Origin of the sequence: Bradyrhizobium genomosp. I (2014), from assembly GCF_000261685.1 — a bacterium.
Lineage (GTDB): Bacteria > Pseudomonadota > Alphaproteobacteria > Rhizobiales > Xanthobacteraceae > Bradyrhizobium.
Genome location: NZ_AJQE01000137.1, coordinates 1 through 21,410, shown reverse-complemented (window position 1 = coordinate 21,410; position 21,410 = coordinate 1). Strand labels below are relative to the sequence as shown.

General features: G+C 65.6%; 22 protein-coding genes and 1 pseudogene. 10 read left to right on the top strand and 13 right to left on the bottom strand.

The features are described from left to right. Position 1 precedes the first annotated feature (1 nt). The 6 genes from IC50_RS12965 to IC50_RS12940 all read right to left on the bottom strand — a co-directional run bounded on the left by IC50_RS12965 (position 2) and on the right by IC50_RS12940 (position 5,411). Complete coding sequence (locus IC50_RS12965) at positions 2 to 832, bottom strand: energy transducer TonB (RefSeq protein ID WP_035704792.1); 831 nt, start codon at positions 830 to 832, stop codon at positions 2 to 4. After that, positions 832 to 1,278: a TonB system transport protein ExbD gene (exbD, locus tag IC50_RS12960; RefSeq protein ID WP_035704788.1), complete on the bottom strand. Its 447-nt coding sequence runs from the start codon at positions 1,276 to 1,278 to the stop codon at positions 832 to 834. The genes IC50_RS12965 and exbD overlap by 1 nt, the downstream gene beginning before the upstream one ends. Before the next feature lie 3 nt (positions 1,279 to 1,281). After that, entirely contained in the window at positions 1,282 to 2,058 is a 777-nt protein-coding gene (exbB, locus tag IC50_RS12955) for a tonB-system energizer ExbB (protein ID WP_035704786.1), read from the bottom strand. Between the two features lie 27 nt (positions 2,059 to 2,085). Continuing rightward, a complete protein-coding gene (gene hutX / locus IC50_RS12950; protein ID WP_035704784.1) occupies positions 2,086 to 2,601 on the bottom strand; it encodes a heme utilization cystosolic carrier protein HutX in 516 nt (171 codons plus the stop codon). A gap of 27 nt (positions 2,602 to 2,628) precedes the next feature. Beyond that, a complete protein-coding gene (locus IC50_RS12945) occupies positions 2,629 to 2,961 on the bottom strand; it encodes an antibiotic biosynthesis monooxygenase family protein (protein ID WP_035704781.1) in 333 nt (110 codons plus the stop codon). 98 nt (positions 2,962 to 3,059) lie between these two features. Then, the gene (locus IC50_RS12940; protein WP_050990975.1) at positions 3,060 to 5,411 is read right to left on the bottom strand and encodes a TonB-dependent hemoglobin/transferrin/lactoferrin family receptor; all 2,352 of its coding nucleotides are present in this window, start codon (positions 5,409 to 5,411) and stop codon (positions 3,060 to 3,062) included. 344 nt (positions 5,412 to 5,755) lie between these two features. On the opposite strand from IC50_RS12940, the gene hemP reads away from it, so the two are divergent. The 4 genes from hemP to IC50_RS12920 are packed head-to-tail and all read left to right on the top strand — an operon-like array spanning position 5,756 to position 8,732. Continuing rightward, the gene (gene hemP, locus IC50_RS44025; protein WP_193374113.1) at positions 5,756 to 5,881 is read left to right on the top strand and encodes a hemin uptake protein HemP; all 126 of its coding nucleotides are present in this window, start codon (positions 5,756 to 5,758) and stop codon (positions 5,879 to 5,881) included. A gap of 6 nt (positions 5,882 to 5,887) precedes the next feature. Then, positions 5,888 to 6,841 carry a heme/hemin ABC transporter substrate-binding protein gene (locus tag IC50_RS12930; protein WP_035704775.1) on the top strand — a complete coding sequence of 318 codons (954 nt, stop codon included), beginning with the start codon at positions 5,888 to 5,890 and terminating at the stop codon, positions 6,839 to 6,841. After that, the gene (locus IC50_RS12925; protein ID WP_035704772.1) at positions 6,838 to 7,923 is read left to right on the top strand and encodes a FecCD family ABC transporter permease; all 1,086 of its coding nucleotides are present in this window, start codon (positions 6,838 to 6,840) and stop codon (positions 7,921 to 7,923) included. Before IC50_RS12930 ends, IC50_RS12925 begins: the two co-directional genes overlap by 4 nt. Next, complete coding sequence (locus IC50_RS12920) at positions 7,920 to 8,732, top strand: heme ABC transporter ATP-binding protein (protein ID WP_035704769.1); 813 nt, start codon at positions 7,920 to 7,922, stop codon at positions 8,730 to 8,732. The genes IC50_RS12925 and IC50_RS12920 overlap by 4 nt, the downstream gene beginning before the upstream one ends. 187 nt (positions 8,733 to 8,919) lie before the next feature. On the opposite strand, the gene IC50_RS12915 is transcribed toward IC50_RS12920, so the two are convergent. Beyond that, a complete protein-coding gene (locus IC50_RS12915) occupies positions 8,920 to 10,599 on the bottom strand; it encodes a mucoidy inhibitor MuiA family protein (protein ID WP_035704768.1) in 1,680 nt (559 codons plus the stop codon). Positions 10,600 to 10,767: 168 nt separating this feature from the next. Further along, positions 10,768 to 11,388, bottom strand: coding sequence for a response regulator transcription factor (locus IC50_RS12910; RefSeq protein ID WP_035704766.1), 621 nt, complete (start codon positions 11,386 to 11,388; stop codon positions 10,768 to 10,770). A gap of 204 nt (positions 11,389 to 11,592) precedes the next feature. On the opposite strand from IC50_RS12910, the gene IC50_RS12905 reads away from it, so the two are divergent. Beyond that, a complete protein-coding gene (locus IC50_RS12905) occupies positions 11,593 to 12,621 on the top strand; it encodes an AraC family transcriptional regulator (RefSeq protein WP_035704764.1) in 1,029 nt (342 codons plus the stop codon). A gap of 2 nt (positions 12,622 to 12,623) precedes the next feature. Here the strand turns inward: IC50_RS12905 and IC50_RS12900 are convergent, their stop codons facing one another. Continuing rightward, entirely contained in the window at positions 12,624 to 13,835 is a 1,212-nt protein-coding gene (locus IC50_RS12900) for an NnrS family protein (protein ID WP_035704763.1), read from the bottom strand. A 121-nt stretch (positions 13,836 to 13,956) separates the two neighbouring features. Between IC50_RS12900 and IC50_RS12895 the strand changes: the two genes are divergently transcribed. Beyond that, entirely contained in the window at positions 13,957 to 14,667 is a 711-nt protein-coding gene (locus IC50_RS12895; protein ID WP_035704761.1) for a Crp/Fnr family transcriptional regulator, read from the top strand. A gap of 106 nt (positions 14,668 to 14,773) precedes the next feature. Here the strand turns inward: IC50_RS12895 and IC50_RS12890 are convergent, their stop codons facing one another. Next, positions 14,774 to 14,971: a DUF1858 domain-containing protein gene (locus tag IC50_RS12890; protein ID WP_035704759.1), complete on the bottom strand. Its 198-nt coding sequence runs from the start codon at positions 14,969 to 14,971 to the stop codon at positions 14,774 to 14,776. Between the two features lie 119 nt (positions 14,972 to 15,090). Next, positions 15,091 to 16,443, bottom strand: a complete 1,353-nt coding sequence (hemN, locus tag IC50_RS12885) for an oxygen-independent coproporphyrinogen III oxidase (protein WP_035704756.1) — start codon at positions 16,441 to 16,443, stop codon at positions 15,091 to 15,093. Positions 16,444 to 16,609: 166 nt separating this feature from the next. Between hemN and IC50_RS12880 the strand changes: the two genes are divergently transcribed. From IC50_RS12880 to IC50_RS12870, 3 genes are all read left to right on the top strand, one after another. Continuing rightward, complete coding sequence (locus tag IC50_RS12880) at positions 16,610 to 16,810, top strand: hypothetical protein (RefSeq protein WP_035704752.1); 201 nt, start codon at positions 16,610 to 16,612, stop codon at positions 16,808 to 16,810. A gap of 501 nt (positions 16,811 to 17,311) precedes the next feature. After that, positions 17,312 to 18,409 (top strand): copper-containing nitrite reductase, encoded by a 1,098-nt coding sequence (gene nirK / locus IC50_RS12875; protein ID WP_035704816.1) that lies wholly within the window; start codon positions 17,312 to 17,314, stop codon positions 18,407 to 18,409. Positions 18,410 to 18,461: 52 nt separating this feature from the next. After that, positions 18,462 to 19,340 (top strand): SUMF1/EgtB/PvdO family nonheme iron enzyme, encoded by an 879-nt coding sequence (locus IC50_RS12870; protein ID WP_035704750.1) that lies wholly within the window; start codon positions 18,462 to 18,464, stop codon positions 19,338 to 19,340. Positions 19,341 to 19,485: 145 nt separating this feature from the next. Here the strand turns inward: IC50_RS12870 and IC50_RS12865 are convergent, their stop codons facing one another. Together IC50_RS12865 and IC50_RS12860 are read right to left on the bottom strand one after the other, a co-directional pair. Continuing rightward, a complete protein-coding gene (locus IC50_RS12865; protein WP_035704748.1) occupies positions 19,486 to 20,136 on the bottom strand; it encodes a CoA transferase subunit B in 651 nt (216 codons plus the stop codon). Then, the gene (locus IC50_RS12860) at positions 20,136 to 20,873 is read right to left on the bottom strand and encodes a CoA transferase subunit A (RefSeq protein ID WP_035704746.1); all 738 of its coding nucleotides are present in this window, start codon (positions 20,871 to 20,873) and stop codon (positions 20,136 to 20,138) included. The genes IC50_RS12865 and IC50_RS12860 overlap by 1 nt, the downstream gene beginning before the upstream one ends. Before the next feature lie 273 nt (positions 20,874 to 21,146). Here IC50_RS12860 and IC50_RS12855 point away from each other — a divergent pair. Beyond that, positions 21,147 to 21,410: pseudogene (locus tag IC50_RS12855) on the top strand (AsmA family protein); the annotation flags it as partial.

Sequence of the window (21,410 nt, the reverse complement as noted above, 5' to 3'; positions counted from 1 at the left end):
ATCACCTCACGGTAAACTCCACGGGGATCGTAAAGCTCATCGAGCCGTTCTTGATCTCATTCGGGATCGGCGGGAACGGCGAAGCCTGGCGGACCATGGACATCGCCTGAGCGTCGAAGGCGGCGACGCCGGACGAGCCGCCGAGACGGCTCGATGTCACCTGCCCGCTGCGGCTGATCGTGAAGCTGAGCCTTGCAACGCCACGCTGGCCGCCACCGCCGGCCGGATATGAGTGGAAGCGCATCAGATGCGCGCGGACACGTTGATTGTAGGATGCGATCGTGGCGGCCACCGCCCCCGCACTCATGGCGGATGCCATCGGCGCCTCGCGCTCGGCGCGCGGTGGTGCGCTGGTGCGCGGCGCGGGCGTTGCTTCCGACGGCTTCTTGGCTTCGCGGCGAACCACCTTCGGCTTCACTGGGACCGGCTTTTCGACCGGCACGATTTTCGCGGGCTCCGGCTTGGCCGATGCCGCCTCCTGCTTCTGCTCCGGCGGCGCCACGACGTCCGGCTTGTCCTGTGGGGGCGTCGGCGCGATGGTCTCCTCGACGGCCTGCTGCTGCATGGGCTCCGGCGGCGCGGCGTCGGCCTCCTGCATCAGCGGCCCCGGGGCGACGTCGTCCTGCGTCGGCTGCGGCGACGAGGTCACCGGCGACATGTCGACCATGATCGCCGGCAGGCTGACGCCCTGCTCAGGCTGCGACCTCGGCCAATTCATCGCAAGCAGCGCGGCAGCCACATGCAACATCACGATCAGAGCCGCCGAGACACCCCAGCGTGCGCCCTCGCGCTCGCCGAGCGGCTCGTGCAAGGCAAAGGCGTTCGCGGCCATCAGCTGCGTCCGTCGAGGCCGACCAGCGCGACCTTGAGATAGCCGGCATTGCGCAAGGTGTTCATCACCTGCATCAGATCGCCATAGGAGACTGCCTTGTCGGCGCGCAGATAGATGCGCTCGTCCTTGCGACCTTTGGTGGCGGCATCGAGCGAGCTGCCGAGCGCGTCGGGAGCCACGATATCCTCACCCACCGCAATCGAAAGATCCGGCTTGACGGTGACGAAAACCGGCTTGTCGGGCCGTGGCGCCGGTTCGGCCGCGGTTGCCGGCAGATCGACGCCGATATCGACGGTGGCAAGTGGAGCCGCCACCATGAAGATGATCAGCAGCACCAGCATGACGTCGATGAACGGCGTGACATTGATCTCATGGGTGACGTCGAGATCATCAGGGTCGCCGCGCCTCAGCGCCAGTCCCCCGCGTGCGCCGAGCTTCGCGGCCATGGCCTACTCCGCCGCCCGGGCCAGACGGAAATGGCGGTGGTCGCGCTGGCGGCTCACCAGCAGCATCAGCTGCGCCGAGGCATCGCCGAGCAGCGCGCGGTAGTTGGCGATGCCGCGGACGAGATGATTGTAGATCACGACCGCCGGGATGGCGGCGACGAGACCGAGCGCGGTCGCGAGCAAGGCTTCCGCGATGCCGGGCGCGACGACTGCAAGACTGGTGGTGTGGCTCTCGGAAATGCCGATGAAGGAATTCATGATACCCCAGACCGTGCCGAACAGGCCGACGAAGGGCGCAACGGCGCCGATGGTCGCGAGCACGCCGGTGCCCCGCGCGATCTGCCGTGACATCGCGGCCTCGACCCGCTCCAGCCGCAGCGCGACACGCTCCTGGAGGCCGTCGTCGACGATGCCGCCCGAGAGCTCCGCCTCCCTGGCACAGGACTGGATGAGCTGGGCAACCGCATCGTGTGCATCCCCGGTCTTCTCCGCCGCCTCCGCCAGCGTCATCCGTCCTTCGAGCGCCCGCGTCCGCTCCACGGCGAGTGCGCTCTTGCGGCGCAGCTCGATGGTCTTGGCGAGCCACGCCGTCCACGTCACCAGCGAGGCGACCGCGAGCCCGACCATCACGGTCTTCACGATGATGTCGGCGCTGACGAACATGCCCCAGGGCGACAGATTGCGCGGCAACAGGGCTTCGTCGATCGCGAAGGCCGGTGCCGGCGCGAGCGCCAGCGCGATTGTTAGGATCATATGCCCAAGCCTCGAATTGCTCTGCATCCTGATCTCCCGACAGGTTGAAGCAAATTACGCCGCGGGCGCGGCCGCGATTCGGTCCGCAAGCTGCCGAAACCGCGCCAGCTGATCCGCCCGCAGCGCCCGGGTCTCGTCGCGACCGACGAAGACCTTGAACATGATGCCGCCGTCAGCGTTCAGGAACGCGATGAAGGCCGAGGTCTTGCCCATGAAGGGCCGCTCGACGAAGGCGACGCCCGCGCAACGCTCATGGCGAAGATGGCCATGCAATCCCTTCGGCTGCATCAGGTTGAAATAGCCGCGGCCGATCTCCCCCGCGGGAATCGGGCCCGTGAACTCGAAGATCGCATCATCCGTGTGCACGATCAGCGTCACCTCGCCCCATTCCGCAAGGTCCTGCATCGCAGCAACAAAGTGCTCGCCGCCCCCGATGCGCATCATGGCAGACGGCAGCGCATCGATCACCGCGCGCGGGGTGACCTTGCGCTCGCGTGCGACGTCCTCGATCACCGCGCCGGGGTTGTCGGCCATATGGGCCCTGAGATCGGCGAGATGGGTGCTCAACATGTCCGGCTCCTCTCGTGCGTCATCGACTCAGGCGGCCGCCGCCTTGCGCTCGCTCTGGATCACCTCAAAGCCCTCGAACCTGGGATGGCCGAGATACAGGCTCTCGCCAGTCCTGTTGTCGGCACGCGCGTGGGCGCGACGGAATTCCTCCGAGCGCGTCCAGGCCTCGAACGCCGCCTTGTCGACCCAGGTCGTGTGCGAGGAATAGAGCGTGTGGTCCTCGGCCTCCGGGCCCTTCAACAGATGAAACTCGACGAAGCCGGCCATGCTGCCGAGATAGGATTCGCGGGTCGCCCAGACGGTCTCGAACGCAGCCTCCGCGCCCTTCTTCACCTGGAACCGGTTCATGGCGATAAACATGAAAGTCTCTCCTTCTGATCAAGACGAAAACGCGCCGAAGCCGCGCTGGAGCATCAGCGCGGCCCGGCGGAGGTTATGGTGATGCGGCGCCTCCAGGCTTACGCACCTCCAAAGTGGATCTTCATGCCGGCCTTGTAGACCCTGCCCGGACCCGGGCTCGACCACAGCACGTCGTTCTGCGACGTGCCGTCGGTCGAGCTGCCGGGAACGGCGTAAGGCCGGTAGTACTGGTTCAAGAGATTGTCGATCGAAGCCGAGAACACGATGTCCCTGGTCGCATTGTACGTCAGGTACAGATTGACGAGATCGTAGCCGGTTGAGCGAATATAGTTGGCCGGCACGTCGTTGTTGGGGCCGTACGACGCCCACTGCGCCGACAGGATCAGGGTGCGATCGAGCAGGCGGACGCCGCCGGTCGTGACCACCTTGGTCGGGGTGATCGTCGCAAGCCCGATATTAGTCTGTACGTTCTTGCCCTTGATGTAGTGTCCCGCGACGCCGATGAACCAGCTGCCGGCATCGTACATCGTCTCCGCCTCGAAGCCCTCGATGCGGGCATTGGCGATGTTCTGGTACTGATAGTACTGGCTGAACGATCCGAACGGCGGCACCGGGACCGGCGCCGAAGCGACGAGGTCGATGTAGTCGCTGACATCGTTGCGGAAGAGATTGATCTTGCCGCGAAACGAGTCGTTGGCGCTGAAGATGTTGTCGTACTTCAGGTTGAGGCCGACTTCCTTGTTCTTGCCGACCTCGGGACGAAGGTTCGGGTTGGGCAGGAAGCAGAACAGGCCGACGGTGCCGTCAGGACAGGGGAAGAAGGCCGGTCCGCCGCCGGTCGCATGCGCGCCCGAGATCACGGTCTCGGTGATCGACGGCGCGCGATAACCTTCGGCATAGCTGACATAGGGCTGGAAGCCCGGAACCGGCGTCACGCCGAGAGTGATCTTCGGCGAGAAGCGGTCGCCGCCGGCGCTGGTCCTGCCGGAATCGAGGTCGTAGCGGTCATAGCGGATCGCGCTCACCGCCTCGAACCAGGTGCTGTAGTTCTGCTTCAGCTGAAGGAAACCGCCCGACACGGTGCGGATGCCGCTCGGCGTCGTGATGTTGGAATTGCCGCGGCTGTCGGTCGTGATCACATCGTCCTGGAAGGCGTCGATGCCCCAGGTGACGGCGTTGCGCCAGTCGCCCACGTTGAAGCGCGTGGTGTTGTTGACGTCGATGCCATAGGTATCGAGGACGTAGCCGCGCTTGTCGCCGACGCAGCCCGAAATGTTGTTGCCGAAATTTCCCGTCCCGCAATAGGCGGCGCCGGACGTGGAATAGTGATAGGTCTTGGTCTGGTCGTTGTCGATGCGATTGCCGTAGATCGACATATGCCAGTCGAACAGATTGTCGCTCGGCAGCGAATAGTTCCAGGTGATGGTGCCGGTGTAGTTCTTCGCGTCGGAGGCGTAGACCGACGAGCCCTGATAGAGCGCGCGCTGCGCCGCTGTTACCACCGGACCGCGGTTGAACTGGCCGATATCGTATTGATAGTCCTGGAAGACCGCACCGAACTTGACCTCGTGACCGAGGGCCGGGCGCACCGTGAGCTTCATCAGCCCGGCCTCGACCTGGTTGCCGGTGTTGCCGATCTCGGTACCGTTGCCGTCCTTGTAATTGCCTTGCGTGCGGTAGACCGCGCCGCCGAAGATGTCGACATCGGGCGTGGCGCGCACGCCGCCGAACACCGAGCCGAGGCCGCGATTGTTGTTGGACCCGTAGGAGCCCGAGAGATCGACGCCCCAGCGCTCGCCGGGTCGCAGCACGTCATTGATGTCCTTGGTGCGGAACGAGACCAGGCCGCCGATGGCGCCGGAGCCGTAGATGTTGGCGGTCGGTCCGCGCACGACGTCGACGCCGCCGATCAATTCAGGATCGAGGAAGAAGGAGCCGTTGGCGTTGTGGCCCGTGCGCTGGTAGTTCTGCCGCGCCCCGTCGACGACGACAGCGACGCGGCCGAAATCCTGCAAGCCACGGATGTTGATGACCGTTGCGGGATCGTCACCACGCTCCTGGAACGACACGCCGGGCACCGCATAGAAAATGCCCGACAGGCGGTTCGGCTGGATCCCCTGGATCTGGTCGAGCGTAATCGAGCTGACAGGCGCGAGCGCGTCGATCGCGCGCTCCCTGGTCTTGGTTGCGGCGACGGTAATGGTGTCGAGCACCTGAACGGACGCCGTGCCGCCGGCCTGGGCGCGAGCATTCAGGATTTCAGGCGCTGCCTGCTCCGCGACCTGCGGCTTCCCCAGCCTGCGCTTGGCCCGTTTCGGTTGTTCCGAGGGCGCGTTTTCAGTCTGCGGCGATGCGGTCTGCGCGAGACTGCCCTCCGCCATCATTGCCGCAATTGCAACCACCGACGCGCCCAAAATCAGGGCGCGCGAATACCTAGCCCCGTCAGCCATATCAGCCCCAGCCTGCACTTCACGTTAGCTGTTTCAGTGTATTGGCTGGCGCGCGCCCGCAACGCGAGCGACTGGCTGGCTGATTGCCTCAAACGGCGGGGACGTCACCCCGCTGCCATAATTGGTTACGTGGCAACACGCTGACGGTCAATGACATCAGGTTGCACTTTATATCGATTGTAAATTGCGACCGTTGGAATGCGCTTCGCACCGCCTGTACAAACAACCGGCAATCCAAGTTATCGAAAGCGCACACACCGACAATGTCAGCAACATCAGGAGACAACGGCGGCGATGCGGCAGGGCCGACACAGAGCCCTTCTGCAACGACGAGAACTTTGACTATGCGAGGGAGCCGGATCGACAGCCGCGAGCTGTTTGCGGCCGAGCGCGAGATCATCATCGCGCATGGCGAGGACAGCTATCGTCTCCGCTTGACCTCGCAGAACAAGCTGCTCCTGACGAAGTAACCTGCAATGACATTTTGCCGCACTCTTACCAATCTCCTGCTCGCCGGCACGATCGCGCTCGCCTCTGCCGCGCACGCGACCGGCATCACCGTGCATGACGCGCGCAATCGCGAAGTCGCGGTGAACGACTTCGCGCGCACGGTCTCGATCGGTGGTGCCATCACCGAGATCCTCTACGCGCTCGGGCTGGAGAACCGCCTGGTCGGCGTCGACACCACGAGCCTCTATCCGGCGGCGGCGCTGCACGACAAGCCCAATGTCGGCTACATGCGCCAGATCTCGGCCGAAGGCGTGCTCGGCCTCAACCCGACCCTGATCCTGGCGATCCAGGGCTCGGGCCCGCGCGAGACCATGGACATTCTGGAGACGGCGAAGGTGCCGCTGGTGCTGGTGCCCGAGACCTTCTCCGAGGAAGGTCTGATCGAGAAGATAAGGCTGGTCGGCCATGCTATGGACGTCGACGCGCGAGCCGAATGCCTGAGTGCCGCTGTCGGCGCCGATCTCGCGCAGCTCCGCGCACTGCGCGCCAGGGTGACGAAGCCGGCGCGCGTGATGTTCGTGATGTCGCTCCAGAACGGGCGGGCGATGGTGGCCGGCCACAAGACCGCGGCCGACGTGATCATCCGGCTCGCGGGCGCGGCCAACGCTGTCGACGATTACGACGGCTACAAGATCATCGGCGGCGAGGCGATCGCGGCGGCCAAACCCGAATTCGTGCTGTCGATCGAGCGCGGCAAGGAGTCGCTCCAGGCCGATGCGATCTATGCCCATCCCGGATTTGCGCTGACGCCGGTCGCGGCCAACAAGAGCTTCATCAGCATGGACGGGCTCTATCTGCTCGGCTTCGGGCCGCGGACGGCGGCGGCGGCACGCGATCTGTCGGTCAAGCTCTACCCGGCATTGGCCGACCAGGGCGGCACGTTCACGTCGGCCCTGTCGGCGGCGAACTGCCGGCAATGAGCTTGGCGGTCCGGATCGACGCACGGAGCCCGCGACGAAGCGCCAGACGGCGGTCCGCATCCTTCGCGATTCCTGTCCTGATCGCGCTGCTCGCGGTGACGGCGATCGTCGCGCTGACCGTCGGCGCCGCGGGTATCCCCCTCTCCCGCCTGCCTGCCGCGCTGGGCTTTGCCGGCGAAAGCACTGCCACGACGGCCCGCGACCAGCTGGTGCTGTGGTCGATCCGCATTCCCCGCATCGCAGCAGCCGCGATGGTCGGCGGCCTGCTCGCCGCGGCCGGCGCGATCATGCAGGGACTGTTTCGCAACCCGCTGGCCGATCCCGCCCTGGTCGGCGTCTCCAGCGGCGGCGCGCTCGCAGCCGCGAGCGCGATCGTCTTTACCGATTCGCGCTTCGGTGAGACGCTGCGCTCTCTCCAGACCGAATTGTTGCCGCTGGCGGCCTTCGCGGGATCGCTGGTGACCACCGCAATCCTCTATGGCATCTCGAGCCGCTCGGGGCGGACTTCGATCGCGATCTTCCTGCTCGCTGGCGTTGCCATCACCGCGATCGCCAATGCCGGCATCGGGCTGCTCGTGTTCATCGCCGACGACCGCCAGCTCCGCGACATCACGTTCTGGATGCTGGGCTCGATGAGCGGCGCGACCTGGACCAAGGCCGCCATGCTCGCGCCGATCCTCGTCATCGGGCTTGCCGCCTGCGCCTTCATCGCGCGCGGTCTCGATCTCCTGGTGCTCGGCGAGGCCGACGCCTTCCATGGCGGGATTGACGTCGAGCGTCAGAAGCGGATCTCGATCGTCATGGTGTCCGCCATGACCGGCGTCGCGGTGTCGATCAGCGGCGTCATCGGCTTCGTTGGCATCGTGGTGCCACATCTGCTCCGCCTCGTGATCGGGCCGGCGCATCGCCTGTTGCTGCCGGCCTCGGTGCTGCTGGGTGCCATCCTGATGGTCGGCGCCGATACGCTGGCGCGCACCATCGTGGCGCCGGCGGAGATGCCGATCGGCATCCTGACCGCCGCCGTCGGCGCACCTGTCTTTCTCTTCATCCTGCTGCGGCAGCGCGGGCTCGCCTCGCTATGAACGCGGTGATCGAGGCACGCGGCTTGGTCAAGCGCGCCGGCCGCGCGACGCTGCTCGACGGCGTCGGCCTGACGGTCACGGCCGGCGAGATGGTCGCCATCATCGGCCCGAACGGCGCCGGCAAGTCGACGCTGCTGCGGCTGCTCTCCGGCGATCTTCGCCCGAGCGCAGGCAAGGTGCGGCTGAAGCAGCGCGATATCGGCAGCTTCACGCCGCGCGAGCTCGCCGCGCGGCGCGCGATGCTGTCCCAGCACATCAACGTCACCTTCCCGTTCACGGTCGAGGAGATCGTGCTGATGGGCGCAGGCGAGCGCAGCCTGCGCGAGGCTGGACCGCTCGTCGAGTCCGCCCTGAACGAGGTCGGCCTCGCGCATTTCCGCGAACGGCAATTGCCGACGCTGTCAGGCGGCGAGCAGCAGCGCGCCCATTTCGCCCGCGTGCTGGTGCAGCTCGCCTGCGGCGAGGCCGAGCACGGCCCCGGGCTCTTGCTGCTGGACGAGCCGACCTCGAGCCTCGACCTGCGTCACCAGATCGACCTCGTCGAAGCGGCGCGCCGCCGCGCCGGCAGCGGCACGGCAGTCATCGCCATCCTGCACGATCTCAATCTCGCCATCCGCTTCGCCGACCGGCTGATCGTGCTGAATGGCGGCCGGCTCGTCGCCGACGGCCCGCGCGCCGAGATCGTCACCCCCGAGATCATCCGCGACATCTTCGAGATCGACGCCGTTGTTCACGAAGCCGGTGACGGCGTGCCGTATGTGTTGCCGCAGTCGATGCGAGCGGCGGTACCTCTCATGCAATCGAGCTGAAAGCGCGGCCGCAGAGACGGTACGCCCCCCTCGCCCCGCTTGGGGAGAGGGTTGGGTTGAGGCGGACTCCGCAGGGACGGAAAGAGTGAGACTCGTGGAGAGTCCCCCTCACCCGGATTGCATCTTCGATGCAATCCGACCTCTCCCCGCAAGCGGGGCGAGGTAAGACAACATCGTGCTTCGGGCCCTACCCCGCCGGCACGATCACCATGCTCTTGTCCTTCGGCCAGCGGATGCGCCAGGCGAAATTGATGTCCTTGACCTCGCCGGGCCTGGCGTCGAACGACCATTCCAGCACGCCGCGCTTGTCGCGGATATTGCTCGCCGTGGGCTGGGTGCTCGACGGCAGCATCTCGACGACGATGTCCTCGTTCTCGCTGACAGGCAACTGGTCCTCGATCGCGACGCGAATCGGGAAATCATGGCCGTTGCGGATCGTGGTCTTGAATGAACGCTCGTCGGTCTTCGACGTCGTCACGAGCAAGCCCGCCGAGCCCTCGTTGCGCTTGAGCACAGCGCGCTCGATTCTCACCTTGTCGTCGGCGCCGAAGCCGAGCCGCACGATGTCGTCCTTGGCGGACGCCATGATCTTGCCGCGGCCGACGAAAACGCCGTCGCGATAGATCGCGACCTTGCCGGGCAGCAGGGTCGTGTCGTCGGTCTGCTTGAAGCTGGCTTCGAGGAACGCGGTCGGGTCCATCACCGGTGCGGCTCGCACGGCGAGATCGGCGGGCACATTCAGCGATGCGATGCGGAGGCTCTTGGCCCCCTCCGCAGCGCCGAGGCTGACGCGGCCGGGGATCCTGAAGGTAGCCTGGAAATCGCCGATCTCGGCGACGGCCTGCTGCTCGTCGGCGCGCTCGCGCGGCTCCGCCGCCTCTGCGATCTTGGCCATGGCCGGCGATTGCGCCTGACGCGTCACGGGCGCAGGCCGTGCCAGATCGGAGGCCGTGCCGAGCGCCAGCGGCTTCGGCAATTGCGGATATTGCGCAACCAGTGAGCTCAGCTCCGGAGCACCGCCGCCGCGGCCGATGCGGACCGTGGAGACGCCGAGCGTCACGTTCGACCAGTCCTCGCCGGTCGATTGCGTGACCTCGGCGCGACGAACGAGCTCGAGCTGCGGCTTGCGATCCTTGGCGCCGGTGTCGAGCCGGGCGTCGTAGAGCGGCACCCAGCGCGCGTTGCGCACGGCGTAGGTCACGCGCAACGTCGCCTTGGTCGCCGCGGCTGAGGCGACGTCGATCCGAACTTCCAGCTTGCTCGGCGGCTTGGCCGAGCGCTCGGCTTCCAATTGCGCGATCTGTCGGTCGATCTCGCGCTGTTTTCGCGCGGCGTCGCGAATTGCGGTGTCGGCGGTCGCGATCTCCTCGGCAACTGCCGCAAACGCCGCGCGCCACTCCGTGATCGGCCGCGCCTCGCCCTTCTCACCGAGGCCGGCCGGCGAGGCTTCGGCAAAATGCTGCGCAAACCTACGCCGGGCGTTGGCAGAGTCGATCGCACCTTGCAGATCGGCCCGCTGATCTCTCAGTGCTTCGATGCGCTTGTCGAGCTCGGGGAGGTTGGCGGGCGGCGCGGCCCTCGGCGGCCGCGCATCGATCGTGCCTATGGTGAGCTTGGCGCCCGCCTCGCCTTCGACGCGGAGGGAAGACGGATCGAGCGAGAGGGGAAAATCCTTGGCGACCAGCGTCGAGTCACCGGAGGCGAGATCCAACGAAATGACGCGAGTGATGGTGGCGCCGTCGGGATAGACAGTGACCGTGTCGATCGCCGACGTGGCGTCCACGTTGGCCGCCCATGACGGCGATGCAATTGCCGTGGTCACGAGGACCAGGCTCGTGGTTGCCAGATATTTCGCGGTGATGCGCATGAAGTCCCTCCTGCCGGTATCGCCGCGCCGCCAGCCGGACGCGCGCGATGAAATGCCTCGCCATCGTGGTTGGACGCGGCAGGGAAGGAACTGGTTCGATTGAGGTTTCTGTGCGGCGCCGCCGCGACGGCACCATGGCCGGGGAACGCTTTGTCGTTCCGGCGGTCTTTAAACCTGGGCCGGCGAAGCCTGGCCGAAGATACGGCGCAGCAGATCGGTCACGTTGCGGGCGCCGGCCTTCTTCAGGATGCTGGCGCGGTAACCCTCGACCGTCCGCGCGCTCAGATGCATGCGCCGGGCGATCTCCTTGTTGGTGAGACCAGCGGCGAGATGCTCGAGCACGTCCCCTTCGCGCCCGGTCAGGGGCTCGCAACCGGGCAGCCAGCATTGCCGGATCGCGGCGGGCTGGGTGAACTCATCGATGGCGGCATCGATCCGGCCGACGATGTCGTGGGTGCGGAACGGCTTTTCAATGAAGTCGGCCGCGCCGCTCTTGATGGCGTCGACCGCCATGGCGATGCTGCCGTTGGCGGAGGTCACGAGCACCGGCGCCATGCAGTTCTCGCCGCGCAACCGCTTGAGCACCTCGAGGCCGGAATGATCGGACGGCAGCTCCAGCAGCACGCAGGCCGGCATCCGCGCCTTTGCTGCGGACAAGAGAGACGCACCGTCAGCGAAACAGGTCACTTCATAGGCGTTCCGTTGGAGCGCCGCCGAAAGTCGTTCGCGGGAGGCTGCGTCGGTGTCGATGACGAATATCTCACCCTTGGAAAGCATGTTTCCCGGCATGATCCCGATCCAGCAATGTCTTGGTCAAATGGTCCGAGACGGTAGCCGGCTCCATCGCCCTGCCCGACCGTCGTAAACACGGCATTCACGCTCGTGCTTCGGTTTCCCGTATGTATGTTCCGCCCGGTTCCCGGGTTTGACTGACCGGGACAGAAATTTTACATTTCGGGACACCTGCAGCGATGGCTGGCAGGAACGGTTCGCATGACCGACCTCGTTCGCAGCTCGAGCCTGAGTTATTACCCGGAGGTCGCCCGGTCAGTCGGGCTCGACCCCAGGCAGATGATGCGCAAGGCAACGCTGCCGCCGGCCTGCGTCGACAAGCCCGACACGCCCATCGCCGTCGCCAGCCTGCGTCGTCTGCTCGAATTGTCGGCGGAGGCGTCCGGCGTCGACGATTTCGGCTTGCGTCTCGCCGAGCGCGGCGGCCTGACCAATTTCGGCGCGGTCGGCCTGATCGTGCGCGAGCAAGCGACCGTCGGTGAGGCCATCAATGCGTTCTCGCGCTTCATTCATATCCATCACGATGGCATGCGGCTGGACGTTGCGCGCAGCAAGCAGACCGTGACCATCACGATGCATCTGCGCGGCCGGACCCCGGGCGCGTCGCGGCAGTCGATCGACATGGCGCTCGGCAGCGTCCACCGCATCATCCAGTCGCTGTTCGGTCACGACTGGCGGCCGCAGGAGGTGCACCTGCATCATCCGCCGCCGCACGATCGCAAGCGCTATCGCGAATTCTTCGGCTGCCGCGTGATCTTCAACGCGAGGGATGACGCGATCGTGCTGTCCGCACACGATATGGAGCGTCGGATCCCGAGCGCGCATCCGCTGATCGCGAGCTATCTGCGCAAGCGGATCGAGGCGATCGAAACACGGCCCGCAAGCTGGGAGCAGAAGGTCGACGAGGTCGTACGTCTCCTCCTTGCCGGCGGCGACTGCACGATCGAGCGCGTCGCCGAGCATCTCGCCTGCACCCGCCGCACCATCCACCGCCGCCTCGCGGCATCCGGCACCAGCTTCTCGGCCATCCTGGATACGCAGCGCGCCGATCTCGTGATCAAGCTGATCGGCGCCCCCGGCCGACCGTTGGCCGACATCGCGATGCAGCTTGGCTTCTCCGCGCAGAGCGCCATGGCGCGCTGGTTCCGCGGCCGATTCGGCTGCACCATCACCGAATGGCGCAAGGGCGCGCGGCCTCCGACAGCGCCGCCCTCGGCGACTGCGGCTTGAGTTCAGCGCGCCGGAGCGGGTACGCCCATCGTGGCGAGGGCACGCCACCGGCTGCCGGCGAGCAGCGGACCGAACGCGATGGCAAATCCGAGGAAGGCGACAATCCAGCCGCAGGCGGCGATGTGCAACAACACATCGTTGTGCGCTGGCAATACGACGGCAGCGACCCGAGCCAAAGCCGCGATGATGATTGCAGCATAGATTCCCTGGATCGCCGGCGAAGCCGTCAACGCCTGTCCGGTATGGCCGAGACTCGCGCGGGTCATCACTGCGAGCGTCATGGTTCCCGCCGCACCCGCCATCCAGGCGTGGATGCCGGCGCTGGGCGGCAGCACACCGAGAACCGCCAGGGCATGCAGGATAAAACCGAACGGCACGAAGACGTAGCCGACGTGCAGGATCACGAGCAGCCGCTCGCGGAAGGTGCGATCGCCAGCCCAGCGCGCAAGCCGCACCAGATGCAGCACGCCGACGAATGCCATCAGGATGCCGGTGACGGCATTCAACGGCGCCACGATCCATGAGACGAGCGCGAGCGCGCTACATCCGATCACTGCGCCGTCGAAGCGTCCGAATGGCACGGGCAGACGGCCGGGATTGAACTTGACCAGCCAGTTGCGGGTGAAGCTCGGGATGATGCGGCCGCCGATCAGCGAGATCAGCAGCACAACGACGCTGATGCCGACGCGGATGCTGACATCGGCTGCGCCTTCGTAATGCGCTTCGAGATGAAAGGCGACGTTGCCGGCGAGCAGCACGAGCACCAGTCCCACCACGGGCAGGTTGCGCCAGTTGCCGCCGGCGATGATCTCGCGCGCGGCGGCCGCGACGACCAGCGTCAGGAAGGCGGCATCGACGACAAGCGCAAACGCCCAGCCGAGTTCGGCGGACAAGGTCACTGCGACGCGTCCCGCCAGCCAAACCACGAGCAACGCTCCCAGCGACGTGCCCCGAACCGGAAGCCGTCCGGTCCAGTTCGGGATTGCCGTGAACAGGAACCCGGTGATCACTGCCGGCAGGAAGCCGTAGAGCATCTCGTGAACGTGCCAGTCACGGGGCGCGAAGGCGGAACTGACCGACAATTCGCCATAGAACATCGGCAGCCAGGCCAGGATCGACAGCCCTGCCTGGATGGCGCCGAGCAGGAAAAAGGGCCGAAAGCTGTTCGCAAACAGCGGCCAGCCCGCAAAGTTGCGGGATCGCGCGCCAGCCATGGGATCAACTCCAATCAATTCGGATCGAAAAATACCGCCACCCGGCCGGTCCGTTTTGCGCTATCGCAAACTACCTGACGATTGCAGGTGCCATCACGCTCCCGAGCGACAAGGAGGCAGAATGGCCAAGGTCGACACATCGCTGGTTGCGCATTTGCCGCTGTTTGCCGGGGTCACGCCGGACGCTCTGGATGAGATCCTGCGTGAGGCCCGGTCGGCGCGCTATCCCAAGAACAGTGCCATCTTCGAGCAGGGGGCGGATGCGCAGTCCTTCTTCCTGCTGCTGCACGGCCATGTCCGCGCGGCCAAGACCACGCCGACCGGTGAGCAGATCGTGGTGCGCTATGTCTCGCCCGGCGAAACGTTCGGGCTCGCGATGGCGATCGGAGCCGCGCGGTACCCGGCGACGGCGATGGCCGTCGATGACAGCGTCGCGCTGATCTGGCCGACCTCGGCCTGGCCGCGGCTGGTCGAGCGGTTTCCAGCGCTTGCCGCCAACACGCTGCAGACCGTCGGCACCCGACTTCAGGAGAGCCACACCCGCATCCTGGAAATGTCGACCCAGCAGGTCGAGCAACGCGTCGCGCACGCGCTGCTGCGCCTCGCCAAGCAGTCCGGCAGGAAACTCGACCACGGCATCGAGATCGACTTCCCGATCAGCCGCCAGGACATCGCGCAGATGACCGGCACCACTCTGCACACCGTCAGCCGCATCCTCAGCGGCTGGGAGAGCCAAGGCCTCGTCGAGAGCGGCCGCCAGCGCATCATCCTGCGCGACCCGCACAGAATCGTCGTCTTGGCGGAGCGGAACGCCGACAGCGGCGCGACTTGAGCCGACGCCGGGGATGCCTCGGCTGACGGGGGTGAGAGGCGCTTCCGCTTGCGGCGAAAGCGCTCCCTCATCCGGGAACGCGCACCCGCGCGAATTCCAGACCGTCTCACGCCGGCACGCAATCGCTCAATGCAGCGAGGAATTTGTCGCGGTCGATGCCATGCTCGCGGCAGGCATCATCCACGGTGTGGAAGGTCGCGATCGGACAGCCGACACAAGCCATCCTGAAGGCGAGAAACACGCGGATCGTGTGCGGCGCCGTGCGCATGATGTCATCGACCAGATCGTCGGATCCAAATGGCATGGGCAACTCCGTTCGGAGACGACGATAGCGGGGCGAGGCGGAGCTTCTTTGTCGAAGCGCAAGCAACGTCGTCATTCCGGGGCGTGCACAGCACGAGCCCGGAATGACGGAGAGAGCGTCTAAACCGCCCTGCTGTGCAACTGCTTCGCAGGATCCAGATGCGCGTCGAATGCGGCGGCGACGCTACGGACCAGGAAGCGCGAATCCTTGGCGACCGCGAGCCGGTCGCCGTCCAACCTCACGACGCCGTCGGAGATCAGCGGCTTCAGCCGCACCGCCGATTTCAGCATCGCGCCGGCCTCCGCACCATGGCGGGCGCAGATGTCGCCGAGATCGGCACTGAACTCGCACATGATGCGTTCGATGATGTCGGCGCGCAGCCGGTCGTCATCGGTGAGCCCATAGCCCTTCGCGGTGGCGAGGCGGCCGGCGGCGATGCTCTGCGCGTAAGCGCCGATCTGCACCTCGTTCTGGACGTAGCCCTGCGGCAGATGTCCGATCGCGCTCGCGCCGAAGCCGAGCAGGATTTCACTCTTGTCGGTGGTGTAGCCCTGAAAATTGCGCCGCAGCGCCCGCTGCTCGAACGCCACGGCCATGGAATCGTCGGGCCGTGCGAAATGATCGAGCCCGATCTGCACGTAACCGGCCTCCTTCAGGGCATTCGCGATCGCGCAGGCCTGGTCGTGACGCGCCAGGCCGTCGGGCAGCACGGCCTCGCTGATCATGCGCTGGTGCTTCTTGAAATCAGGCACATGAGCATAGCCGAACACCGAAAAACGATTGGGCGCGAGCGCGAGGCTGCGCCGCACCGTGTCCAGGCACGACGCGACACTCTGGTGCGGCAAGCCGTAGATCAGGTCGAAATTGATGCCCTCGATGCCCGCGCCGCGGAGCATGTCGACCACGGACGCGGTCTGCTCGAAGCTCTGCACGCGGTTGATCGCCCTCTGCACCACGGGATCGAAGCTCTGCACGCCGAGACTCGCGCGGTTGACGCCGGAGAGCCGCATGGCCTCGACCATGTCGGCGGTCAACGTGCGGGGATCGATCTCGACCGCGATTTCGGCCGAAGGCAGCACGAAGAATCTCTGGCGCATCGTCGCCATCAACTCGGCAAAGGCTTCCGGCGCCATGATCGTCGGCGTACCGCCGCCGAAATGGATATGCTCGACCTTGATGCGGCGGCCGATGGTTTCGGCGGCCAGCGCGATCTCGCCGCGCAGCGTCCGTTGATAGCCGGCGATGAGCTCGTCGCGGCGGACGATCTGGGTATGGCAGCCGCAGTACCAGCACATCTCGCGGCAGAACGGCACGTGCAGATAAAGAGACGCGCTGGTACCCGCCGGCAGTTCCGCCAGCCACCTCGCATATGTGTCTGGACCGATCGCGGACGTGAAGTGCGGTGCGGTCGGGTAGCTGGTGTAGCGTGGGAGACGTTCCTCGCCGTAGATCGCCGCAAGATCAGCTCTCATATCTTACCCATTCGTAAATTTCCGCCGCGCGCAGACGCCACGGCAAATCACGGAACGAGTTCAATTAACCCGGAGGCGCGGAAGCGACTTTGCGCTCGCGCAAAGCGCGGCGATCGGTTCCCGACCATGATGAGAACGATCCGCAGGCTATCCGGAGCGTTTTGCCATGAGGCTTCTCGCACTCGAACTCATTCTCTCCCTGCTCGACGTCCGCGGCCATATCCCGCGTTCCGACGACTTCCGGCCGGCCCCGGCCACGCCAGCCCCCGCCGGCTTGGTGCGCGCTCTGGCCGCAGCAATCGTCGTCTTGGTCGGGCTGTCGCTGGCGATCTGGGGAACGGTCTGGCTTGCGATCTACCTCCTCTAAAGCGCGATGCGATCAGGATGAAACAATCGCGCTCATGATCTCCGCGCAAACGCGTTCCGCGCTTGTCGCGAGGGAAAACCGCTGCGCACTTTGCCGGATCATGCCTTGGTCGTCCCCACCTGCCTTGCCGGCCTGCCCACCTCGCCGCCGACACGACCAGCCATGCGTCCTCGCCCGGACGCGCCGGTCCGGCCGAGATCGCCATCCCGCTTGAAGATGCGAACGAGTCGCCGCTGAGTGCAGATGCGTTGCGGTCACGCTCGGCGATCCCGAGCATGGCGCGACGCCGGTTGCCGCAAAGGCTGGTTGCTCGGCCGCGACATTCGCATCCCGCCTCGAGACGCGGCCAAGATGGCATCACCGATCATGCTCCGCCGAGACACCTAAGTACTGTTGCGGAGGTGAATCCGGCGGAAGCTTGTCGCAGCGCAAACACGCTTGCCGCGATCGGCGCACACTGCATTCCGTCATCAAAACCTTTTCAGATGAAGGATGCTTCCGATGTTCACCCGCAGAGCCGCATTGATCAGCGCCGCCGCGACCGCCCTGATGTTGGCGGCGCCGGCTTTCGCCGCGAGCGATCTCAAGCTGCCGCGTCAGAAGGTGGAGCTGGTCGCTCCGCCCTTCGTGCACGCGCACGAGCAGGCCACGACGCAGGGCCCCAAGATCATCGAGTTCAAGATGACGATCGAGGAGAAGAAGGTCGTCATCGACGACAAGGGCACCACCTTCCAGGCGATGACGTTCAACGGCTCGATGCCGGGACCGCTCATGGTCGTGCACGAGGGTGACTATGTCGAGCTGACGCTGGTCAATCCCGCGACCAACACCATGCCGCACAATATCGACTTCCATTCCGCGACCGGCGCGCTCGGCGGCGGTGAACTCACGCTCATCAACCCCGGCGAGCAGGTCGTGCTGCGCTGGAAGGCGACCAAGACCGGCGTGTTCGTCTATCACTGCGCGCCGGGCGGCCCGATGATTCCCTGGCACGTCGTCTCCGGCATGAACGGTGCCGTGATGGTGCTGCCGCGCGACGGGCTGAATGACGGCAAGGGCCACGCGCTGAAATACGACAAGGTCTACTACATCGGCGAGCAGGACATGTACGTGCCGCGCGACGAGAAGGGCAATTTCAAGTCGTACGACTCGCCCGGCGAAGCCTTCACCGACACGGAAGAGGTGATGAAGAAGCTGATCCCCACCCATGTCGTGTTCAACGGCAAGGTCGGCGCGCTCACCGGCAAGAATGCGCTCACCGCCAAGGTCGGCGAGAACGTGTTGATCGTGCATTCGCAGGCCAATCGCGACAGCCGCCCGCATCTGATCGGCGGCCATGGCGACTATGTCTGGGAGACCGGCAAGTTCGGCAATGCACCCGAGGTCGGGCTCGAGACCTGGTTCATCCGCGGCGGTTCGGCCGGAGCTGCGCTGTACAAATTCCAGCAACCCGGCATCTACGCCTATGTCACGCATAATCTGATCGAGGCGGCCGATCTCGGCGCCACCGCGCACTTCAAGGTCGAAGGCAAGTGGAACGACGATCTGATGACCCAGGTGAAGGCGCCCTCTGAAATACCGCCCGCCGGCACCAACTAGACGCGACAAGGGGTCGGCCATCACCGGCCCCTTCTTTCTCCGAGGAATCACCATGCTGATCGCATTCAAGCTCAAGCTGGCGCTCGCCTGCGCGGCCGGGCTTGCCGGGCCGCTCGCCGTTGCGCCTCTGGTTTCCGAGGTGACGACGCACCATGCGGGAGGCGAGCCGGCGATGGTCGAGATCGCTGCCGGCAGCTTCTCATATCGCGAGGCCGGCGACTTCACGCGCGGCGGGCAGCAGGCGGAAGCGCCGCTGCGCAACGTGCGGAGGGACCGGCCGCTGCACATCATGCGCAATCAGGTCGCCTCATCCGACTATCGACTTTGCGTGCAGGATGGCGCCTGCCGCGCGCTCGATCGCGACGTGGCGATCGCCCCCGATCGCCCCGCAGTGCAGGTGAGCTGGCACGATGCCGAAGCCTATGCGGGCTGGCTGTCGCGCAAGACCGGCCGCCAATACCGCCTGCCGAGCGACGAGGAATGGGCCTTTGCCGCCGGCTCCAGATTCAAGGATGATGGTGCACCGGTCGATGCAAGCGACCCCTCGAAGCGCTGGATCAGCCGCTACGAGCGTGAATCCGAACGCGACCTCACCGACACCACGGCCTATCCGTTCGGCAAGTTCGGCCCGAACGAGCATGGCGTCGAAGATCTCGCCGGCAATGTCTGGGAGTGGACCTCGACCTGCTTCGTGCGCTCCCGGGTCGACGAGGCCGGCAATGCCGGCCGCGCGACCGTGAATTGCGGCGTGCGCATCGCCGAAGGCGCGCACCGCGCCTATGTCACCGACTTCATCCGCGACGCCCGCGCCGGCGGCTGTGCCCAAGGCGTGCCTCCTGCCAATCTCGGCTTCCGCCTGGTGCGCGAGGAGGCGTCATGGGTGGCGAGCCTGTCGGCGCGATGGGGCAAGGTGTGGTCGGCGAGGTCGTAGCAAGCGCGGGGAGAATGACGGCAGCGTATCACCCCGTCATTGCGAGCGCAGCGAAGCAATCCGGCATCCCACCGCGGAGAAGGTCTGGATTGCTTCGTCGCAAGAGCTCCTCACAATGACGGCGAAGAGATAGCTGGCGACGCTCTTACGTGTTCTTCAGCGCGACGCGGAACTCGGCTTCGGTCTTGGCCTTGACCTCGTCGAGCGAGACGCCGTCGGCAAGCTCGATCAGCGCCATGCCGCCATTGCCATGCTTGTCGATGGTGAAGACGGCAAGATCGGTGACGACCATGTCGACCACGCGCTCGCCGGTCAGCGGCAAATTGCACTTCTTCAGGAGCTTGGCGCCGTCCTTGGCGGAATGCTCCATCACCACGACGACGCGCTTGACGCCGGCGACGAGATCCATCGCGCCGCCCATGCCCTTGACCATCTTGCCGGGGATCATCCAGTTGGCGAGATCGCCATTCTGGGCCACCTGCATGGCGCCAAGGATGGAGAGATCCATGTGGCCGCCGCGGATCATGCCGAAGGAATCGGCGCTCGAGAAATACGAAGTCGAGGGCAGCTCGCTCACGGTCTGCTTGCCCGCGTTGATGAGATCGGCGTCCTCTTCGCCCTCATATGGGAAGGGGCCCATGCCGAGCATGCCGTTCTCGCTCTGCAGGCTGACGTCCATGCCGTCCGGAATGTAGTTCGAGACCAGCGTCGGGATGCCGATGCCGAGATTGACGTAATAGCCGTCACGCAGCTCCTTCGCGGCGCGCGCGGCCATCTGTTCACGAGTCCAGGCCATCAGATTTCAACTCCAGTGCCGGCCGCCGGCGCCGTCGTCGGGCGCGGGCGGGTGTTGCGGAATTCGATGCGCTTCTTGGCCGTGCCAACCTCGACGATGCGCTTCACGAAGATGCCGGGCGTATGGATGTGGTCGGGATTTAGTTCACCGGCCGGAACCAGATGCTCGACCTCGGCCACCGTGATCTTCGCGGCGGTCGCCATCATCGGGTTAAAGTTGCGCGCGGTCTTGCGGTAGATGAGGTTGCCGGCGGTGTCGCCCTTCCAGGCGTGCACGATGGCGAGGTCGGCGAACAGGCCGCGCTCCATCAGGTATTTCTCGCCATCGAACTCCTTCACTTCCTTGCCTTCGGCGATCAGCGTGCCGACGCCGGTCTTGGTGTAGAAGGCCGGGATGCCGGCGCCGCCGGCGCGGATGCGCTCGGCCAGCGTGCCTTGCGGATTGAATTCGAGTTCCAGCTCCCCGGCGAGGAATTGCTGGGCGAACAGCTTGTTCTCGCCGACATAGGACGAGATCATCTTCTTGATCTGGCGGGTTTCGAGCAGGCGGCTGAGGCCGATCCCGTCGACGCCGGCATTGTTGGAGACCACCGTCAGGCCCTTGACACCGGACTCCCGGATCGCGTCCGACAGCTCCTCGGCAATGCCGCAGAGGCCGAAGCCGCCCGACATGATCATCATGTTGTCTTTGAGAATGCCGTCGAGCGCCGACTTGGCGTCGGGATAGACCTTGTTCATGCAAAAAACCTCGACTGAACCTTCGGCTTGCAGGCGTCGCGCCTTATTGGGGGCGATTATTAGGCGAAATCGTCCGAAGCCGTCAATGATACGGGGTTCTCCGCTCCGCCCTTGGGTGATAGAAGCTGCCCACGCCGTGGGCATAACCGTACAGCGGCCTTGAAAGCGTCAAGAAAACCCATCAAGTTGTGGGGGTTGGGTGTGGGCGCGCGGGTTTCCCGGCCCGCCCTTTCTGGCTCCAACGACCAACCCGATCAGGACATGCCATTGACCATGGCCCAAGGAATGAAGCGCCTCGGGACGCCGATCGCGGCGCTGCTCGGCGTCGTGCTGATCGCCCTGATCGCGACCTCCTGGTTCATCAACCGCGACGCGCTGCGCAAGGCGGTCGAAACGCAGATCCGCGACGTCACCGGGCTCGAGCTCAATGTCGCAGGCAATATCGACATCTCGGTGCTGCCGGCGAGCTACATCTCCTTCCACGACGTGCGCCTCAAGGGCGGCGGCACCAGCGCTCCCGCGCTCCAGGTCGACGTG